At 47.4% G+C, this 19,200-nt stretch carries 15 protein-coding genes and 5 pseudogenes; 11 read left to right on the forward strand and 9 right to left on the reverse strand.

Annotated elements, in window-relative coordinates; all coding sequences use genetic code 11:
• The first annotated feature begins 29 nt into the window (after positions 1 to 29).
• Positions 30 to 1,013 (forward strand): IS1595 family transposase, encoded by a 984-nt coding sequence (locus GTK47_RS05145; protein ID WP_156734112.1) that lies wholly within the window; start codon positions 30 to 32, stop codon positions 1,011 to 1,013.
• Between the two features lie 59 nt (positions 1,014 to 1,072).
• Positions 1,073 to 1,477: pseudogene (locus GTK47_RS05150) on the forward strand (IS91 family transposase); the annotation flags it as partial.
• Positions 1,478 to 1,583: 106 nt separating this feature from the next.
• Here GTK47_RS05150 and GTK47_RS05155 read toward each other — a convergent pair.
• From GTK47_RS05155 to sul2, 7 genes and pseudogenes are all read right to left on the reverse strand, one after another.
• Positions 1,584 to 2,420 (reverse strand): aminoglycoside O-phosphotransferase APH(6)-Id, encoded by an 837-nt coding sequence (locus tag GTK47_RS05155; protein ID WP_000480968.1) that lies wholly within the window; start codon positions 2,418 to 2,420, stop codon positions 1,584 to 1,586.
• A pseudogene (locus GTK47_RS05160) lies at positions 2,420 to 2,570 on the reverse strand (aminoglycoside O-phosphotransferase APH(3'')-Ib); the annotation flags it as partial. The pseudogene GTK47_RS05160 and the gene GTK47_RS05155, both read right to left, overlap by 1 nt.
• Positions 2,571 to 2,595: 25 nt before the next feature.
• Positions 2,596 to 2,736: pseudogene (locus GTK47_RS20660) on the reverse strand (type II toxin-antitoxin system RelE/ParE family toxin); the annotation flags it as partial.
• A complete protein-coding gene (locus GTK47_RS05170; RefSeq protein WP_058199817.1) occupies positions 2,732 to 3,511 on the reverse strand; it encodes an APH(3')-VI family aminoglycoside O-phosphotransferase in 780 nt (259 codons plus the stop codon). The gene GTK47_RS05170 and the pseudogene GTK47_RS20660, both read right to left, overlap by 5 nt.
• Before the next feature lie 404 nt (positions 3,512 to 3,915).
• Positions 3,916 to 4,752 (reverse strand): aminoglycoside O-phosphotransferase APH(6)-Id, encoded by an 837-nt coding sequence (locus GTK47_RS05180; protein WP_000480968.1) that lies wholly within the window; start codon positions 4,750 to 4,752, stop codon positions 3,916 to 3,918.
• Positions 4,752 to 5,555, reverse strand: a complete 804-nt coding sequence (gene aph(3'')-Ib / locus GTK47_RS05185) for an aminoglycoside O-phosphotransferase APH(3'')-Ib (RefSeq protein ID WP_001082319.1) — start codon at positions 5,553 to 5,555, stop codon at positions 4,752 to 4,754. The genes GTK47_RS05180 and aph(3'')-Ib overlap by 1 nt, the downstream gene beginning before the upstream one ends.
• A 60-nt stretch (positions 5,556 to 5,615) precedes the next feature.
• Entirely contained in the window at positions 5,616 to 6,431 is an 816-nt protein-coding gene (gene sul2 / locus GTK47_RS05190; protein WP_001043260.1) for a sulfonamide-resistant dihydropteroate synthase Sul2, read from the reverse strand.
• A gap of 470 nt (positions 6,432 to 6,901) precedes the next feature.
• Here sul2 and GTK47_RS05200 point away from each other — a divergent pair.
• Positions 6,902 to 8,209: pseudogene (locus GTK47_RS05200) on the forward strand (Tn3-like element ISShfr9 family transposase); the annotation flags it as partial.
• Positions 8,210 to 8,893: 684 nt separating this feature from the next.
• On the opposite strand, the pseudogene GTK47_RS05210 reads toward GTK47_RS05200, so the two are convergent.
• Both GTK47_RS05210 and umuD read right to left on the reverse strand, forming a co-directional pair.
• Positions 8,894 to 9,127: pseudogene (locus GTK47_RS05210) on the reverse strand (DNA polymerase V subunit UmuC); the annotation flags it as partial.
• A 7-nt stretch (positions 9,128 to 9,134) separates the two neighbouring features.
• Positions 9,135 to 9,584: a translesion error-prone DNA polymerase V autoproteolytic subunit gene (umuD, locus tag GTK47_RS05215; protein ID WP_000116661.1), complete on the reverse strand. Its 450-nt coding sequence runs from the start codon at positions 9,582 to 9,584 to the stop codon at positions 9,135 to 9,137.
• Here umuD and GTK47_RS05220 point away from each other — a divergent pair.
• The 8 genes from GTK47_RS05220 (at position 9,583) to GTK47_RS05255 (ending at position 19,191) form a co-directional block, all read left to right on the forward strand.
• Complete coding sequence (locus GTK47_RS05220; RefSeq protein WP_000182836.1) at positions 9,583 to 9,840, forward strand: hypothetical protein; 258 nt, start codon at positions 9,583 to 9,585, stop codon at positions 9,838 to 9,840. The two genes, umuD and GTK47_RS05220, sit on opposite strands and share 2 nt — an antisense overlap.
• 382 nt (positions 9,841 to 10,222) lie before the next feature.
• Positions 10,223 to 11,128 carry a 3'-5' exonuclease gene (locus GTK47_RS05225; RefSeq protein ID WP_000196208.1) on the forward strand — a complete coding sequence of 302 codons (906 nt, stop codon included), beginning with the start codon at positions 10,223 to 10,225 and terminating at the stop codon, positions 11,126 to 11,128.
• Between the two features lie 87 nt (positions 11,129 to 11,215).
• A complete protein-coding gene (locus GTK47_RS05230) occupies positions 11,216 to 11,530 on the forward strand; it encodes a hypothetical protein (protein ID WP_000284113.1) in 315 nt (104 codons plus the stop codon).
• Positions 11,531 to 11,598: 68 nt separating this feature from the next.
• The gene (locus GTK47_RS05235; RefSeq protein ID WP_001883760.1) at positions 11,599 to 12,525 is read left to right on the forward strand and encodes a WYL domain-containing protein; all 927 of its coding nucleotides are present in this window, start codon (positions 11,599 to 11,601) and stop codon (positions 12,523 to 12,525) included.
• Between the two features lie 9 nt (positions 12,526 to 12,534).
• Positions 12,535 to 13,134: a DUF1819 family protein gene (locus GTK47_RS05240; RefSeq protein WP_156734109.1), complete on the forward strand. Its 600-nt coding sequence runs from the start codon at positions 12,535 to 12,537 to the stop codon at positions 13,132 to 13,134.
• Positions 13,131 to 13,715, forward strand: a complete 585-nt coding sequence (locus tag GTK47_RS05245; RefSeq protein ID WP_000645939.1) for a DUF1788 domain-containing protein — start codon at positions 13,131 to 13,133, stop codon at positions 13,713 to 13,715. Before GTK47_RS05240 ends, GTK47_RS05245 begins: the two co-directional genes overlap by 4 nt.
• An 18-nt stretch (positions 13,716 to 13,733) precedes the next feature.
• Positions 13,734 to 17,411, forward strand: a complete 3,678-nt coding sequence (brxC, locus tag GTK47_RS05250) for a BREX system P-loop protein BrxC (RefSeq protein WP_156734107.1) — start codon at positions 13,734 to 13,736, stop codon at positions 17,409 to 17,411.
• 16 nt (positions 17,412 to 17,427) lie between these two features.
• Complete coding sequence (locus tag GTK47_RS05255; RefSeq protein WP_010129446.1) at positions 17,428 to 19,191, forward strand: DUF262 domain-containing protein; 1,764 nt, start codon at positions 17,428 to 17,430, stop codon at positions 19,189 to 19,191.
• Positions 19,192 to 19,200 lie beyond the last annotated feature (9 nt).

Raw genomic sequence — 19,200 nt, forward strand, 5'->3', positions numbered from 1 at the left:
TTTAGCTCCACAAGTGGCACAATCTCCCAATGGACATGCCAATAACTAACCCGATAGGTGGAAAAGATTATCCAACGACTTGGGTTCAATTCCTGGATTGGTTCCACTCTGAACAAGCGTGCCGCGATTATTTGGAAAGGCTACGCTGGTCGGATGGACTGATTTGCCCGAAGTGTGGGGTAGTATCGCAAGTCCAGCGACGCAGTCGCGGCAGATTGATCTGTCCAGCGTGCAGGCATCAAGCAACGGTAACAGCAGGCACCATTTTTGATAAAACGCGAACTGAGCTTCGCGTCTGGTTCGCTGCCATTTGGTACATCACAAACCAAAAACATGGTGTCAGCGCATTGGGATTGCAGCGTGTACTTGGCCTTGGCAGCTATGAGACAGCATGGACCATGCTGCACAGACTACGCCGCGCAATGGTTCGCCCGGATAGAGAGTTGCTCCATGGGGAGGTTGAGGTCGATGAAACCTATCTGGCACTCACTGACCGAATAGAGCCGTTGAGTGCGGTGGGACGGAAGGGCAACACCACCAAGGTTTTGGTCGCCATAGCGGTGGAGATTCTGCAGCCCAAGGGGTTTGGAAGAATACGGATCCAGCGGATTGAGCGTGGTGACCGCGATAGCCTGATGCCGTTCATTAAAGCCTCCATTCGTCCAGGATCGCTCATTCATACTGATGGATCATCTGCTTACCGCCAACTCAAGGAAAGCGGATATGAGCACCGACAAACGGTTCATCTTGGTTCAACCACACCAGCCCATGAATCAATGCCGGGAGTCCACCGTGTGGCATCACTCCTGCAACGCTGGATGATGGGCACACACCATGGTGCAGTCCAGCCAGGACAGTTGGACAATTACCTTGACGAATATGTATTTCGATTTAATCGCCGTAAATCAAAATCAAGAGGCTTACTGTTTTATCGCTTGCTCCAGCAAGTAGTTGTGACAAAGCCCGTTACTTACCAAGAGGTGGTGGAGCAGCGAGGAAAATCTGGAAATTAAGGCCTGTGGAGCTAAAGGGATACCCCGTATGTAAACACAGTATTGCAAGGACGCGGAACATGCCTCATGTGGCGGCCAGGACGGCCAGCCGGGATCGGGATACTGGTCGTTACCAGAGCCACCGACCCGAGCAAACCCTTCTCTATCAGATCGTTGACGAGTATTACCCGGCATTCGCTGCGCTTATGGCAGAGCAGGGAAAGGAATTGCCGGGCTATGTGCAACGGGAATTTGAAGAATTTCTCCAATGCGGGCGGCTGGAGCATGGCTTTCTACGGGTTCGCTGCGAGTCTTGCCACGCCGAGCACCTGGTCGCTTTCAGCTGTAAGCGTCGCGGTTTCTGCCCGAGCTGTGGGGCGCGGCGGATGGCCGAAAGTGCCGCCTTGCTGGTTGATGAAGTACTGCCTGAACAACCCATGCGTCAGTGGGTGTTGAGCTTCCCGTTTCAGCTGCGTTTCCTGTTTGGGGTCGTTTGCGGGAAGGGGCGGAATCCTACGCTAAGGCTTTGGCCAGCGATATTCTCCGGTGAGATTGATGTGTTCCCAGGGGATAGGAGAAGTCGCTTGATATCTAGTATGACGTCTGTCGCACCTGCTTGATCGCGGCCGCGATAGCTAGATCGCGTTGCTCCTCTTCTCCATCCGCGTTCCAAGCTGCGGAAAGGCACCCATAAGCGTACGCCTGGTCGAGCAGGCGACGCGGATCGACGTCCAGCGCACGAGAGAATGCGTCCGCCATCTGTGCAATGCGTCTAGGATCGAGACAAAGGTCGTCTCTGTCAGCCGGATCGTAGAACATATTGGCGGCGCCAAAGCCCACTTCACCGACCAGACCGACGGGATCTATCACCAGCCAGCCGCGACTGGAGAACATGATGTTTTCATGATGCAGATCGCCATGTAGCCCACGCAGTTCCGAGGCATTGCTCATCATTTGATCGGCTATAATCGCCGCGTGGACGTAGTCAGTTTGACAACCTGCGTTTTGATCATCGCGCGCCCGCTGAAACAAAGCTGCAAAGCGATCCCGGATCGGGAGAAGGGCAGAAGGCAGGGGTTCCTCAGATGCGGCATACAGCTTCGCCATTAGTTCCGCTGCAATTTCGGTCGCCTGGTAGTCGCCGTGCTCGGCAACGATGTGAGAGAGCATTCGCTCCCCGGCATATTCGAGCAACATCAGATTGTTCTCACGACCGAGCAACCGGACTGCTCCCCTCCCATTGCGCCATACCAGATAGTCGGCCCCGCGCAGTTCATCAGCAATGTCTTCTATAGGTTTCAATCCCTTGACGATTGCAGGAGTCCCGTCTGGCAATGAAACTTTCCAAACGAGGCTGGAAAAGGTGTCCGCAATGAGAACAGGTTGCGAAACGTGCCAATGAGCAGGAAAAACAGGCGGCATGAACATCAACCCCAAGTCAGAGGGTCCAATCGCAGATAGAAGGCAAGGCGTTCGCGGTCGGGGGCTTCGATCCCCAATACATTGAATAGGACAGCGAAGGCGCGCTCTGCTTCATCTGGCGCTGCCCAGTTCTCCCCATGAGATTATTATGAGCAAGCAAACTAACTTTTTCCCGAATTAAATCATCCAATTCAATTGCAGCAATTGGATTTCTTTCATCAAGATAATCATAAATTCTTTCACGATCTTGTTCTGCATCTACGGTCCAAAGAATCGACGTAAAATGACAATTAAGTATTTTTAGAAAATGCTTGGAATCAATTCAATTCATCAAGTTTTAAAAAATAATTCCTTTTGTCAGGTCTATCATTTTTTAAATGCTTTAAAAATATTTTAGCAGTTTCCTCCGATGCATCCTCTCTTAGGCAACGTTCAACAAAGGATATATCTACAAACTCATCTGCTAACCCAGCACGGCCAAGATCTAAAAAATAAATTTCATTGAATTTATCTATAAAAATATTACTATCCGTGATATCGCCATGAGAAAAAACCAATCTTTCTTCAACACGAGTCTCATTTAACTCATTCCATAGACTTAGGTAAGTTTTATGGTCTCCCCATAATTCAGCGTCAAAATCATCTTGATCTATATCATCAAGGAGTTGGTTATCAATAAAAAATTTTGACTCTTTTAACCGATGATCAATGTTTGAAATAAATGGACAATCAATAATAGCAATTGAATTTAACAGATTGAGTACCTCCTTATAGATAGCAAGCAATTCTTGGTCTGTTAAAAAAAGCGCTGAAATTGGTTTTGCATTGATCGCTTTAGTGATCATGAATTCAAACTGCTCATCCTGAAAAGTCATGATGAGTTCAGGCACCTTTAACTTCTCAGAGAGCCAACTCAACATTTTCGCTTCACGAGAAACACTGTATGTGGTCGCTGTATATAAAGTGCTAGATCGCTTAAGAAAAAAAGTTTCATTATTTCGATTAAAAGAATAAACATCCGATGGCGACTGACCAATTTTATTTGGCTCTAAAACGCTGTTTCCAATAAATTGTTGAATAATATTGGGCAATTCCATCAAGCTTTCCTTTTATTCAGTATTAAAAACCCCGCAAATGCGAGGCCTAGTAAATAGATGATCTTAATTTGGTTCACTGTAGCAAAAATATGGCTTATTCCCTAGAAGAACTTGCAAAATTATTGTCCCAGCCGACACAGCTGTAGCTCCTCTTAAAAAAGAGGCTTTTTTTTAATCAAACCCGAGTTGCGCTATGATTTTAGGGATCAATCATCTTGTTTCTCCATATCTTAAACAAGCTGATGCGTTGACCTGTGTCAAATATTCAATCATTAAGCACTTAATCAATTGCCTTGTCGGGGTCGTTTGCGGGAGAGGGCGAAATCCTACGCTAAGGCTTTGGCCAACGATATTCTCCGGTAAGATTGATGTGTTCCCAGGGGATAGGAGAAGTCGCTTGATATCTAGTATGACGTCTGTCGCACCTGCTTGATCGCGGCCGCGATAGCTAGATCGCGTTGCTCCTCTTCTCCATCCGCGTTCCAAGCTGCGGAAAGGCACCCATAAGCGTACGCCTGGTCGAGCAGGCGACGCGGATCGACGTCCAGCGCACGAGAGAATGCGTCCGCCATCTGTGCAATGCGTCTAGGATCGAGACAAAGGTCGTCTCTGTCAGCCGGATCGTAGAACATATTGGCGGCGCCAAAGCCCACTTCACCGACCAGACCGACGGGATCTATCACCAGCCAGCCGCGACTGGAGAACATGATGTTTTCATGATGCAGATCGCCATGTAGCCCACGCAGTTCCGAGGCATTGCTCATCATTTGATCGGCTATAATCGCCGCGTGGACGTAGTCAGTTTGACAACCTGCGTTTTGATCATCGCGCGCCCGCTGAAACAAAGCTGCAAAGCGATCCCGGATCGGGAGAAGGGCAGAAGGCAGGGGTTCCTCAGATGCGGCATACAGCTTCGCCATTAGTTCCGCTGCAATTTCGGTCGCCTGGTAGTCGCCGTGCTCGGCAACGATGTGAGAGAGCATTCGCTCCCCGGCATATTCGAGCAACATCAGATTGTTCTCACGACCGAGCAACCGGACTGCTCCCCTCCCATTGCGCCATACCAGATAGTCGGCCCCGCGCAGTTCATCAGCAATGTCTTCTATAGGTTTCAATCCCTTGACGATTGCAGGAGTCCCGTCTGGCAATGAAACTTTCCAAACGAGGCTGGAAAAGGTGTCCGCAATGAGAACAGGTTGCGAAACGTGCCAATGAGCAGGAAAAACAGGCGGCATGAACATCAACCCCAAGTCAGAGGGTCCAATCGCAGATAGAAGGCAAGGCGTTCGCGGTCGGGGGCTTCGATCCCCAATACATTGAATAGGACAGCGAAGGCGCGCTCTGCTTCATCTGGCGCTGCCCAGTTCTCTTCGGCGTTAGCAATCATGAGTGCCAAATCGGCATAGCGATCTGCTGTTCCGAGCCGCCCAAGGTCGATCAGACCCGTGCATTGAAGAGTTTTAGGGTCCACCATGAAGTTCGGCATGCAGGGATCACCATGGCAAACAACCATATCGGTGCGCTCTTGGTCGAGCCGCACCGGTAGCTCTCGTTCGACACGAGCCAAAAGATCGAGCTGCGGCGTACTCTTGTCCTCGTCCGGTAAGAAGTCGGGATTGACGGCATTGCGGGACACCACATCAACGGCGCGTCCGAACATTCGCGACAGCCTGCGCTCAAACGGACATTGATCAACCGATAGGCTGTGAACAGCGCCAAGTTGCTGCCCCATTGACGGCCACGCTTTGAGCAAATCCGCTCCAGACAGATCAGCCGCCGGTACTCCCGGAATTGCCGTTATCACCAAGCATGCACCCTCCTGTTCCTCCTGCCAGTTGATGACCTCGGGGCAAGCCACACCTCGACCTTTGAGCCAAATGAGGCGGTCACGCTCTCCAGCGAGCTCACCGCGGCGGGAAGCAGGTGCGATTTTTGCGAAGGCATGCCCGTCACCACGTCGAAAAACAAAATCACCAGATTCTCCGCCTCTGACAGGCAACCAGTCAGAATGCGATTCACCAAAAAAAATATTAGTTCGATTCAATGGAGGTTCCTTCAGTTTTCTGATGAAGCGCGAATATAGAGAAATATCCCGAATGTGCAGTTAACGAATTCTTGCGGTTTCTTTCAGCGCCGCCAATACCGCCAGCCCGTCGCGCAAGGGGCGCGGCTCGTGTGTGCGGATGAAGTCAGCTCCACCTGCGGCGGCGGCAAGCTCTGCAGCGAGTGTCGCGGCCCCGACATCCCCCGGACCACGGCCTGTGAGCGCGCGCAGAAAGGATTTGCGCGAAACAGACAGAAGCACCGGCAAATCGAAGCGCAGCCGCAATTCATCGAACCGCGCCAGCACCGAGAGCGAGGTTTCGGGAGCAGCCCCCAGAAAAAACCCCATGCCGGGATCAAGGACAAGGCGGTTGCGTTTGATACCGGCACCCGTCAGCGCCGCGATGCGCGCGTCAAAGAACGCCGCAATGTGATCCATGATGTCGCCAGCGGGTGCCTCGCGCCGATCTGCCTGCCCGTCTTGCACCGAATGCATAACGACGAGTTTGGCAGATGATTTCGCCAATTGCGGATAGAACGCAGCGTCTGGAAAACCGCGAATATCATTGAGATAGGCCACACCACGCGACAAGGCATAGGCTTGCGTCGCGGGTTGATAACTGTCGAGCGAGACGGGAATGCCATCTGCCTTGAGCGCGTCCAGCACCGGCGCGATACGCGCGATTTCTGTGTCGGACGAAACAGGCGCGGCGTCGGGATTGCTGGATGCCGGACCGAGGTCGATCACATCTGCCCCCTCGGCCATCAGCTTACGCGCCTGCGCAATGGCTGCGTCTGGCGCCAGATACCGGCCTCCATCGGAGAAACTGTCCGAGGTTATGTTGACGATGCCGAAAATGATGAGCGATTTATTCATGGGGGCTTCTATAATAATAATAATCGAGCATGAGTCTCATACGGATGCTCGGGTCGAAAGGGAATCCCCAGGCGAGTAACCTGTTTGCGGTGATCCATTAGCTGCAGGAGCAGAATAGCATACATCTGGAAGCAAAGCCAGGAAAGCGGCCTATGGAGCTGTGCGGCAGCGCTCAGTAGGCAATTTTTCAAAATATTGTTAAGCCTTTTCTGAGCATGGTATTTTTCATGGTATTACCAATTAGCAGGAAAATAAGCCATTGAATATAAAAGATAAAAATGTCTTGTTTACAATAGAGTGGGATACAGACACGCTTGATATGTTTGGAGATGGGGTTCTAGGGATTTTCCCCTCTAAAAAGACTTAATCCTCTGTAGACCACACCAATAAATGGCTGCGGAGGTGGGTTACTACTTATAAGTGTGGCAAATTAGGTAAATATCGTACATTTAATACGGAACAGCCCTGATATGGCCATCAAAAACGAAATTACTATTCTCACGAGAGCAGAACAGGCAGATCTTTATTCCCCACCCATTTTTTCAATCGAAGAACAACGTCTGTACTTTTCTCTGAACGATGCGGAATTGGCAGTTTTTCGGTCAATTCGTCTCAGAGCTCATAGATGTTACTTTGTCGCGATTTTGGGATACTTCAAATCAAAGCCCGTCATCCTAGATATCGCTTACTCGCAGGTTTCTAAGGATTTAATGTTCATCAGTAAAGAGCTGCTTGGCGGCAAGGGGCTCAGACCATTCACTCCCTCACAAAAACAAAAAGATCGACTCTACGCAAAAGTATTAGACCTTGCTGGTTATCACAAATGGGACGAAAGTCAGCACTTCAATTCTCTTTTCGACCACCTTGTTCAGGTGGGCAATGCCTGGCTGGAGCCGCGTTACCTCTTTGATACTGCTATTGAATTCCTAACCAGTCACAGCATTGCTATCCCTAGGTACACCGTACTCCAGAGACTGATAAGCAGAGCGATGCAGCAGGTCAGAAAAGACCTGGCGCACCAACTTAATCAACTCACCAGTCCTGAACTTCACGTCTTTCTGGACAGCATAACAGCCATTGATGACGGACTAAGCCTGAACCAGCTCAGAGGCGGTGCAAAAAGTCTGACCGTACCTGAACTTAAAAAAGAGCTTGCCCTTTATCATCAGTTAGCGCCATGGCGCACGCAAATCAATGGCGTTATCGATGGGCTTAATCTGTCTCTTAAAAATCGACAACACTTCGGTGAGCTCATCAACTATTACGGTAGTAAACTCAAACGATTCAAACGCGCACAGCAGCATCTATGGTTGCTATGTCACCTGACAGAGCGGATACAACTGGCACTGGAACGGTTAACTGATGGGTTCATTTACCATATCCGCAAGCAACAAGAAGCTGCCAACACCTTTGCACAACAAGCAGTGTTCCTGTCCTGGCAGTCAGCCGCGGACAATGTCACGAAAGCGGCAGAGTTACTGCATCTGTTTGTGGATGAGAACATTGATGATAATCAACCCTTCTCAGTAGTCAGACAACAGGCATTGAAGGTCATGAATGACAGGGATATCCAGACCCTCTGCCTTTACCTGAAAAAACAGAAACGGACCGTGGAAGAGTACCAGTGGCAACATTACGATGAACAATGCAATCTCCTGGAGCAACTGTTAAGGCAGGTGTTCTTGTGCCTTGAATGTGAGGCCGGTAAAGGCTCAGAAGCCGTCGTCGCCCAACTTCAACAGATGCAGACGGAAATCGCATTCGGTGGACCACTGAAGAGGCTGTACTTGGAGAACCACCGACTTTTCCAGTTTCATCCTTGGTATAAAGGTTTTCCAATAAATAGTCTCGATATCTCACGATTGGACTTTCCTCTACCTTCTCGGTGCAGTCATATATTGTTAACGGAGGTTTTTCATCAACCAGAAGGCCAGTCCTTGGGTGTGTATGTTCGGGGATTTCCGTGCTCAACCACCGATAGAAGCTCAATAACGCAACTGCATGGGATTGAATCGTCTTATCGGAGGATATATCTGGATCTGCCAACAAAGAGTGAAGATATAGATTCACTGGCACCACATTGATACCATCGGGGTCTATTAAAATTGGAAGTTTATGAGCAAATGGTTTTGAGTTGTCCCTAACGTCATGGATGATCTCGCCACTGTCAGGGTGTGGCCTACTTATAAATGAGGGATATTTCTCCGTACTAATCCACATAAGACAATAGTCAAAGCCGAAGTCATCTGGAAACGACCTATTTTGTTCAATCACATTAACACCTAAATCATCCGTTATTCACACTGCTAAGCCTTCCCCCAGGGGGTTACGCGTTCATACATCTACTTTTTCAAGATATTTCTTAACCAATAGTAAAAATTGTAACCACCCCTCATCTCGACGTCTAATTTATACAACCTGAAACATTACAACATGTGATGTCTAAAGTATTTCCCAACTGTAAGCGCATAGTTAGAGGAGAATGCCAAAATGCCATGGCGCTGCATTTCGGCTTTGATCTGAAAGACGGGTACGCCCATTTTAATACCGAGTAACTTAGCTTCACGCGAGCGTGCAACCACGCAGCCGTCATTGTTGGACAGCACCACAACCGGCGTATCTTTTAAATCAGGACGAAACAGCTTCTCACAACTGGCGTAAAAGTTGTTGCAGTCCACCAAGGCAAATACAGGCATGGGACAGTCACGACTTACGGCGCATGTTTCGCACCACATTGGTGACCACACCAAATATCTCTAACTCTGCCCCTTCAGGAATATGAATGGGCTCATACGCCTGGTTTCTTGGGATCAGCTTGACGCACGGCCTTAGTTGAAGCTCCTTTACCGTGAGTTCTCCATGGATGCCAGCGATGACAATGTCACCGTGTTCTGCTTGAACAGAACGATCAACCACCAAAATATCATCTGGGTGAATCCCAGCATCAATCATTGAATCACCTTCAACACGCACAAAGAACGTTGCAGCCGGTCGCTTGATGCACAGCTCGTTGAGGTCGAGCGTTTGCTCAACATAATCCTGCGCTGGTGAGGGAAAACCAGCAGAAACACGTTCCATGAACAATGGAATACGAAGGCGCTTGGCTTTGATGAAGGCAAGTGCGCCGCTACGGCCTATCAGCGAGACACTCATGACGAACCTCGAAAAAATAGAATTAATACTGTTTGTTTATACAGTATCTGATGCTATGCTGATTTCTACAAGTAAAATTGTAGGTAAAACTGTAGTTGTTCGAGTAAGACGTTGTGTCGTGGGTGATTTCTTTTTTGTGTTGAAAAGCTTGATGTGGGGATTGCTCGCCCTCGTCAAAGCCTGCAAGGCTTGGACAATACTGCTTCTGCCTACTGCTCTTGTTTCTGTTACTGATCCTGTTACTGCTACTGGTTAACGCATGGGTCAAGTAACCGTCAAACAAGGCTTGTTGAACCCTTTGCAAAGGGTTTAAAAACAGTTAGTAAAATTCTGCTTCGTATTGAATTTACTGGCTTAAAGCGAAGTCAGGAGCATCATTAAAATGCTCAGTCGAACTCAGTTCAAGCCTTTTTCAACCGTTTGAAAAGGGGTTGGCTAAGCCATACCTAAAGGGTATCGGTAAGGGTTACCTAAAGGGTTTAGCTAAGGCTTTCTGAAAGGCTTAGCCAAAGCCTTCATACATGGGTCACCCAGTAGAAAGATCAAAAAAACGCTGAGGTATCCAAGGTGCATTTAGAGAAACCTGTGGCACAGTGAAATAACCCAAAGCGAACAATAGAATTGAAGAGGAACCATCAATGACAAGAGCCCCTGCGCCATTTCCGCTAGAGCGCCTCGCGGATATTCCAGAAAGACCAGAAGATTTTAGATTGCTGGAGCGTATTCCATTAACGCGTGAGCCGCAGTCCTGGCCACTTGAACTTTCTCCTATGGTTGGTGATGAACAGCCAATGGTGCTGCTCGATACAGAGACAACCGGACTGTCTGCCGAGGACGAGTCCATTATTGAGCTTGGTATGGTTAAGGTGCTTTACAGCCCCTCTGCTCAGCGGATTGTGTCGATTGTTGATGTGATCAGCTTGTATGAAGATCCCGGTAAGCCTATCCCCGAGCTGATTACCGAGTTAACCGGTATCACCGATGATATGGTGCAAGGCCAGCACATTGATGATTCACTGGTAGCGAGTTGGTTATCCGATGATCCGCTGGTGGTTGCACACAATGCGCAGTTTGATCGTCCTTTCTTTGAAAAGCGGTTTGCTGCATTAGGCCATCTATCTTGGGCCTGTTCAGCCAGTGGCATAGATTGGAAGGCACTGGGTTTTGAAAGTCGAAAGCTTGAGTACCTGCTGCTTCGCTTAGGTTGGTTTTATGAAGGACACCGAGCTGCAACCGATTGTTTGGCGATGGCCTGGTTGTTCCATTTGTTGCCCGAGTCCGTTGCAAACTTGTTGTCTGAAGCGGACAGGCGAACTGTGTTAGTTCGTGCGTTTGGTGCGCCGTTTGACGTAAAGGACTATTTAAAAGAGCGTGGTTACCGCTGGCATGACGGTGTTAAAGGTGCCAACAAGCATTGGTGGCGCGAAATCAGCGAAGACGAGTTACCGCAGGAACAAACTTACCTGGATGATTTGTACCATCGTGGCTCAGAACATGCCCACTATGACTACAAAGATGCTCGCAATCGATTTAAAGCTTTGTAGCTCTCTATAAGTTAAGCCTTGCATATTTGAGAATCTCTGGAAAATGGAAAGTGAACTCATGGTTTAACCAACAAGAGGAATCTTTCCATGTACCAAGACACCTACATTGAATACTGGGGCGAAATCTTCGTCTCTGCCCGCATCATTGAATTTGGCATCACGTTCGAGCGCTTTCTTAAAGATCCATGGAAGCATTTGATGTCCTGTGGCCAAGAGTCTGCCCCAGACGCGATTGCTGAAGGGATGCTGCCATTGCTACCAGCCCAGGCAGAAGTTGCTAGACGTGTTCGAGAGAATGAATTGCGTCAGTTGGCATTCCAGCGTGAGCTTCTATCAAGGCCAGAAAAGAAACATTCGAACAATGTCAAGCCAATTTTTATAGCCAACAAGACGACTTGTTGATACTATGAGACCTAATGAAAAAAAGTAGGTTGCTTGATGGCATTCAATCGATGGCTTCCTAGTTTTAAATGATTAGGGCTTGTCCCAGATGGATTGAGAGGCTGACAGTGCAAGACAACACTGGACTTGAAGAGCTTAGCCAAGCACAGAGAGAACGACTCGCTCATATTGATTTCACTTTGTTATTTAAAGGTGAAGCTGGGCGTAGTTATTTAACCGAGCGCTTTAGCGTAGCGCCGTCTGTGGCAACACAAGATTTTGCGCGGTACAAAGAGTTGGCTCCTAACAACGTTATGTATGACGAAAAGCGCAGAGTGCACTTGAAGACGAGCGCATTCCAGCCGTTGTTTGATTATGACGTTGTTCGAACTCTTGCGACGATAAGCCAAGGGTTCGGTGATGGCTTTCTTGGCAAGGTCAGGCCACCTATGGCTTGTGAAGCACCATTTCATCTCAATAAGCCGAAATTGGAAGTGGTAGCGGCTATTAGTGAAGCCATACATAAGCGCGCTGTGATTAATATTGAGTACACCTCATTGTCGAGTGGTCATGGGAGCAGGCAAATAGTTCCTCATACCTTGATTGACAATGGCTTGAGATGGCATGTCCGAGCATTCGATAGAAAGCATAGAGAATTTAGGGATTTTGTTTTAACCAGAATAAGTGAAGTTGAGTTGTTAGAGGATGAGGTTAACGACGAAGTTGAGACTCTTCAGTGGGATAAGCAATGGAACCGAATCGTTGAACTAGAGCTGATACCTCATCCAAAACTAGCACATCCAGAAGCTGTATCGATGGACTACGCAATGGAAAACAATAGGTTGCGTGTAGAGATAAGAGCTGCGTTCGCTGGATATTTACTGCGTTTATGGAATATCGATTGTTCAAAGAATAGTAAGAGCAATGGGCGAGAGTTCCATTTAGCACTTAAAAATCCAGAAGCACTATACGGCGTTGACAATGCTGCACTTGCTCCTGGATATAGCGAATCGTGAGATGAATTTATGAATATAAAAGAATATTTAGGCGATCTTATCGGAGGCAGTTTATTGATAACTGAATCTAGAATAATCGCAGAATCGCTACTGAAAAAACTTCCAGAAGATGAGTGGAAGTCGCTGATCGTTGAGCAAAATGTTCTTCAGAAAAAATCCGGTCAGACTGCTATTCGTTATGCCAGAACAATCCGTTGGCGTATTGAAGGCCTGGGTGATGAGTTTATGACTGATCTTTTAGCCGCGAGTGAACGCGCCTATGTCCAAATGCTGATGATGTCATTACTCATTCATTCTCCGGTTGTCGCTGATTTTATGAGACTTACCTTAGCCGAGGCTCGTCGCACCTATAAACCCTCTTTAACCGCTGATGCATGGTCTGAGTTTTATGACACGAGAGTGCGGGCATATGCCGAACTTGGCGGTTTTTCTGACTCAACTGTCAAAAAAATGGGTAACAACGCAATTAAGGCATTGGTTGATAGTGGCTACTTGAGTGATAGCAGGACAAAGAAAATACAACCTGTTTACCTAATGTCAGAAGTTAAAGATTGGTTAGTCCGTCTGGGCCGGGAAGATTTGATTGATGTAATGGAGTGCACAATATGAAGGCTCTTCAGACCAGGCTTGATCTGATATTGGAACGAATTGAAAGCCCTAAGTTTTTGAAAAACGATGGCTTGGGCAATGAAATTGGATTTTGGGTATTTGACTATCCAGCCAAGTATGAACTGCTTGTACGAGAGCACCTTAAGCACGTTGACGAAAAACTCAACAAGCGTGGTTACCGGTTTGTCCATCTCAATATTTTTGAAGTCTTGATAGATATGCTTGAGGAGCGAGGCCTTTTCGACCGAGCTTGCCAGCGTGAACTGCAAGTCGGTGTTGATGGCCTTCGAAAAACACTAGCCGGGCCTCTGAGCCAAGAGAAAGTGGCAAGGTATATCGCGGACAAATATAAGCCATCAGAACTTGAGTTTGTGTTGCTGTCAGGCTTAGGCAGTGCGTGGCCTCTTGTTCGAGGGCATGAGTTACTTAGTGCTCTGCAAGACGTTATGGGTAGCACGCCATTAGTGCTTTTCTATCCGGGTGAATATAGCGGAAGGGATTTGCATCCTTTCGGCATGATCGAATCTAAAAACTACTATCGCGCCTTCAAGCTTGTGCCTGAAGACGGTAAAAAAAATTAAGAGCAGGGAGCCTCCCGAATGAAAATTGAACAGATTTTTTCCAAGAAGTTGACGCGTGACATTAATGGCGTTGTTAAAGCGGAACAGAAAGACAATGACAGTGTGTATGTCGAACTTGATGAGTATGTTGTTACCCGAGAGTTAGATCGACATTTTCGTGCATTTTTTGAGGCTTACGTTCCATCTGTGACGCAAAGCGGCGCATCAATGTCAGGTAAAATTGGTGTGTGGATCTCTGGCTTCTTTGGTTCGGGTAAGTCTCACTTCCTGAAAATTTTGTCTTACCTCCTCGAAAATAAGTCTGTCGAAAAGGATGGCCAAGGCCGTCAAGCATTTGAGTTTTTTAAAGACAAAATCAACGATGCCATGCTGTTGGCCGATATCCAAAACGCTGTTACCAAAGATACAGACGTTATTCTTTTTAACATCGATTCGCGAGCCAATACGGACGACCGAGAAAATGCCATTCTTAAGGTTTTCCTCAAAGTATTTAATGAACGTGTAGGATACTGCGCTGACTTTCCTCATATTGCCCACCTAGAACGCGAACTTGATAAACGTAATCAATACGCATCTTTCAAGGATAAATTTGCTGAGTTGACCCAATCAACTTGGGAAAAGGAGCGTGACGCCTATGACTTCTATCGAGACGAACTTTCAGAAGCTCTCGCTCATGCCAGTGAGCAATCATTAGAGTCTGCAAAAGCTTGGGTCGAGCAGGTTGAAAACAATTTCCCGCTAGATATCCGAAACTTCTGTAAGTGGGTTAATGAATACTTAGATCGAACTGGGGATCGTAACCTTCTTTTCTTAGTCGATGAAGTCGGTCAGTTTATCGGTAAGAACACACAAATGATGTTGAAGCTTCAGACCATTACTGAAGATCTTGGCACATATTGTGGTGGCAGAGCTTGGGTCGTTGTTACCTCTCAGGCAGACATTGATGCTGCCATTGGTGGTATGGATAAGCGCGATGGCGAGGACTTCTCTAAAATTCAAGGGCGTTTTAGTACCCGCTTACAGCTGTCGAGCTCGAATACCTCGGAAGTTATTCAAAAGCGTTTGTTGTCCAAAACGGAAGAAGCTCGTACACATCTCATCGATGTCTTTGCTGAAAAGGGCGATATTCTTCGTAACCAGCTGACATTTGATAAAACGACAACCGCGTCTCTAAAGGGTTACACCGACGCTCCGTCTTTCGTGGACAACTATCCGTTTGTGCCTTACCACTACACGCTGGTTCAAAAAGTGTTTGAGTCAATTCGAACAAAAGGCGCGACGGGTAAGCACTTAGCCATGGGTGAGCGTTCATTACTTGATGCTTTCCAATCAGCTGCAAAACAGATGAAGGACTCTGGCCTTGATGTCTTAATCCCGTTTTACAGTTTCTACGCACCGATTGAAAGCTTTTTGGAGCCAGCTGTTAAGCGAACGATTGACCAAGCCTGTGAGTTGGATTCCTTAACAGAATTCGATGGCAAGATTCTAAAAACTCTTTTCTTGATCCGTTATGTGGACGTTGTCAAAAGCACACTAGACAACCTTGTGACGCTGTCAATTGACCAAATCGATGCAGATAAAATTGCGCTGCGTAAACAAATTGAAGAGAGCTTGAATCGTCTTGAACGCCAATTGCTGATTGCGCGTAATGGTGATGAATTTATCTTCCTGACCAACGAAGAAAAAGAGATTGAAAACGAGATCCGCCACACTGACGTTGAAATGTCAGAGGTCTCTAACAAGCTTTCAGCAATCGTATTTGACGGTATTTTGAAAGGTAATCGTGCCTATCGATACCCGATTAATAAGCAAGACTTTGCGGTGAGCCGTTTTTGCAATGGTCATCCAAAAGATGGCACCACGCTGGAAGACCTAGTCATTAAAGTCATTTCACCTTTGGATTCGCACTTTGAAAATTACTCCCACGATCAAGCGTGCATCAATCATACGCTTGAGGCTGATGGGTGCGTGCTCGTCAAGCTGGGCGAACATAAACGTCTTTGGGATGACCTGACAACCTTTATAAAAACTGACCGATTCTTAAAACAAAATTCAGGACAGCGACCAGAGCAAGAACACCTTCTCCGCGAAAAGCAGATGGAAAATATTGAGCGTGAAAAACGCTTAAGAACGGATTTTGAAGCTTTGTTTGCAGAGGCTGACGTTTACGCTATCGGCACAAAACTACCGAAGAAATCAGCAACGCCAAGTGCCATCGTCGAAGAAGCATACAAATACGTTATCGAAAACACCTTCGCTAAATTGAACATGCTCAAGGCGACGCCTGGTGAAGTTTTGCGTGAGCTACAGGCCGTACTTGTTGCTGATGATATTGCTCAGATTGGACTGGATCTTCAAGCGGATGAGTGTAACCCAGAAGCTACGCGTGAGGTTGAGCAGTACGTAACGCTGAAAGTCGAGCGTAATGAGCCTGTGTACTTACGTGACATCGTTGCCCGTTTCGGCAAGCGCCCGTATGGCTGGCCAGACAATGAAATCTTATTGCTCACTGCAAGGCTGGGCTTGGCTGGAAAGGTATCTTTTAGTACCCAGGGCACAGATCTGGCGTTGAAAAAAGCTTACGAGCCGTTTACCAGTGTGCGTAAACGCGGCGAGATCCGTGTACATAAGATCAGGCAACATGACGAGCGCCAAATTAAAAAGGCTGCTGGTCTTGTTAAAGAGATCTTTTCAAAAACCTTTACCGGCTCTGGTGAAAAGGAGCTCTACGAATTAGTGCGCGATGAATTACTGGCTTGGAATGAAGAGCTTAAATCATTCAGAACCAAGTCACAGACAGGCCATTTCCCAGGTAAATCTCAAATTGACGATGGTCTTGCATTGGTCGCGGGTATTCTTGAGCAAACTTCAAGCTTCGCCCTTATCGCCCGATTCTTAGAAGACGCTGATGCCCTTGAAGAGTTTGCTGAGGACTTTGAGGATCTTGATGACTTCTACAATAGCCAATTTCAAACTTGGCAAGCCCTTGCTGGCGCATTGAACGAGAAGTTTAAGGCCAATAGACCTGCGTTAGAAAAAGACAGTGAAGCATTAAAAGCGCTCACTGAATTAGAACGCATTTACAATATGCCCTCACCGTATGAGCAGCTGCGCCACATTAATCCGCTTATCGAGCAGGTGGCAAAAGTTAACTCAACATTGGTTGAAGAAAAACGCACTCATGCCTTAGAGCGTGTTGATCTGCGCATCGGACGTGTAAAAGAAGCGCTAGCTGAAGCTCATGCACCGTCTGAACTACAGAACCAAGCACTGCGCCCGTTACAAATGTGCAGACAGCGCATTGAAGCGACCTCTTCAATACCACAAATTATCAGTGAGCAAACTGAAGCGGAAGGTTACGAGGACGAAGCTTATGAGTTGCTGAATGGCTTTATCGAAGATCAACGCAAAAAAGCTGAAGCTGAGCAAAGACATCGTGAACTCGAACAGAAGAAACGCGAAGAGGAAGCAGCGAAAGCCGGTAAGGCAGCTCCAGCACCTGAGCCAGCCCCCGAACCAGTACAGCCACAGCCGGTTGCAAAACGTACTGTAACGATTAACCCAACCGATGCCATGGCAAAGTCAGTAACAACCGGATTCATTGAGAGTGAAGCCGAAGTTGATGCCTATCTTGCCGCTTTAAGAGAGCAGCTGATTGCTGCGGTCAAAGCTGGCGACCGAGTAAGAATTAAGTAAGAGGCAACGGATAGCTATGTATCAAGCGGGTGGAACAATAAGATCATTACTCGACAAGGTTGCTGAGCAGGAATACCTGTTACCGGCCATCCAGCGAGAGTTTGTATGGCGACCAGAACAGATCTGTCGTCTATTTGATAGCCTGTTGCAAGGTTACCCGTTTGGGACCTTTCTATTCTGGAAGATAAAACCAGAGAACCGGGATAGTTATCAGTTTTATCAGTTCATGCAGCATTACCATGAGCGCGATAACTACCATTGTGAAAATGTCACTCAGTTACCGGAACGCGAGTTCATTGCCGTCCTAGATGGACAGCAGCGGATTACCGCTTTGAACATCGGCCTACGCGGTTCATTTGCGTGGAAGCTGACAGGTAAATGGTGGAGCAATGATGACGCCTTCCCAGTGCGCAGGCTTCACTTGAATCTGTTAAGCCAGCCCGACTTGGAAACTGGGTCGATGTATGACTTTGAGTTCCTAACCGACGATAAAGCCTCTTTGGATGCATCTGAACAATACTGGTTCCGTGTAGGCCGGATCATGGAAGAGGAAGAAGATGCACTTATCGATGAAGTTGCTGATGATGCTAGGTTGAGCTCGGAGCAACGCAAAGAGGCTCGCTCAACTCTTCGTCACTTGTATCGAACTATCCATGACAAAGATAAGATTTCGTTTTACGAAGAAAGTGATCAGAGCCTTGAACGTGTTCTGAATATCTTTATCCGCATGAATAGCGGCGGCACTACTTTGTCCTACTCAGACTTACTACTTTCAATAGCCGTAGCGCAGTGGAGCTCGTTAGATGCCCGTGAAGAAATTCATGCATTAGTGGATGAGATGAACCGTGTTGGTGATGGATTCAACGTATCAAAAGATCTCGTTTTAAAAGCAGGCTTAATGCTCTCTGACATCGGTAGCGTGGGCTTTAAGGTTGAGAACTTTAACAAGGAAAACATGGCGATTCTCGAAAAGAACTGGACGCCAATTCGTGATGCGTTATTGCTCTCAATGCAGCTACTTGCAAGTTTTGGTTTTAATGCACAAAACCTCAGAGCAACAAGTGCCATCCTCCCGTTGGCCTATTACCTGCACCACCGAAAGTTAACGGCAAGCTACCTTTCTAGGGTTGAATATGCGGTCGATAGAGAATGCATCAGAAACTGGCTCATTAGGTCGTTGTTGAAAGCGTCAGGCATCTGGGGAAGTGGTTTGGATACCCTGCTTACTATGCTTCGCTCAGACATTAAACAATCGGGTGATACGGGTTTCCCGCTAGCGAAAATTGAAGCGACCATGCAACAGCGTGGTAAATCGTTGCGCTTTGACCCAGAGGAAATTAGTGAACTAGCGCAGTTGGATTATGGTAATCCGCGTACCTTTGCCTTGTTGACTTTGTTGTTCCCAGGATTCGATTTTTCACGACACTTTCATGTGGACCACATTTACCCCAAAGGTTTGTTTACGCGTAACAAGCTTGCAAAAGTTGGTGTCCCAGCTGAACAGCTAGATGAACTCATCGAGGCATCTAATAAGCTGCCAAACCTTCAACTGTTGGAAGGGACAATCAACAACCAGAAGCGGCAAAAAATGCCCCATGAATGGTATGCGCAGCAGTGGCCTGATGTGAATGCAAGACAAGCACATCTGCAATCGCAAGCCATAACATCATTACCTGAACAACTAAACCAGTTTATGGACTTTTACCGCGAGCGTCAGGAAACACTGCTTGCCCGCATTAGAACTGCATTACAACCCGCAAGCAGCGTAGAGACAGAATAAGAGGCGCAA

This window comes from Proteus sp. ZN5 (assembly GCF_011046025.1).
Lineage (GTDB): Bacteria > Pseudomonadota > Gammaproteobacteria > Enterobacterales > Enterobacteriaceae > Proteus.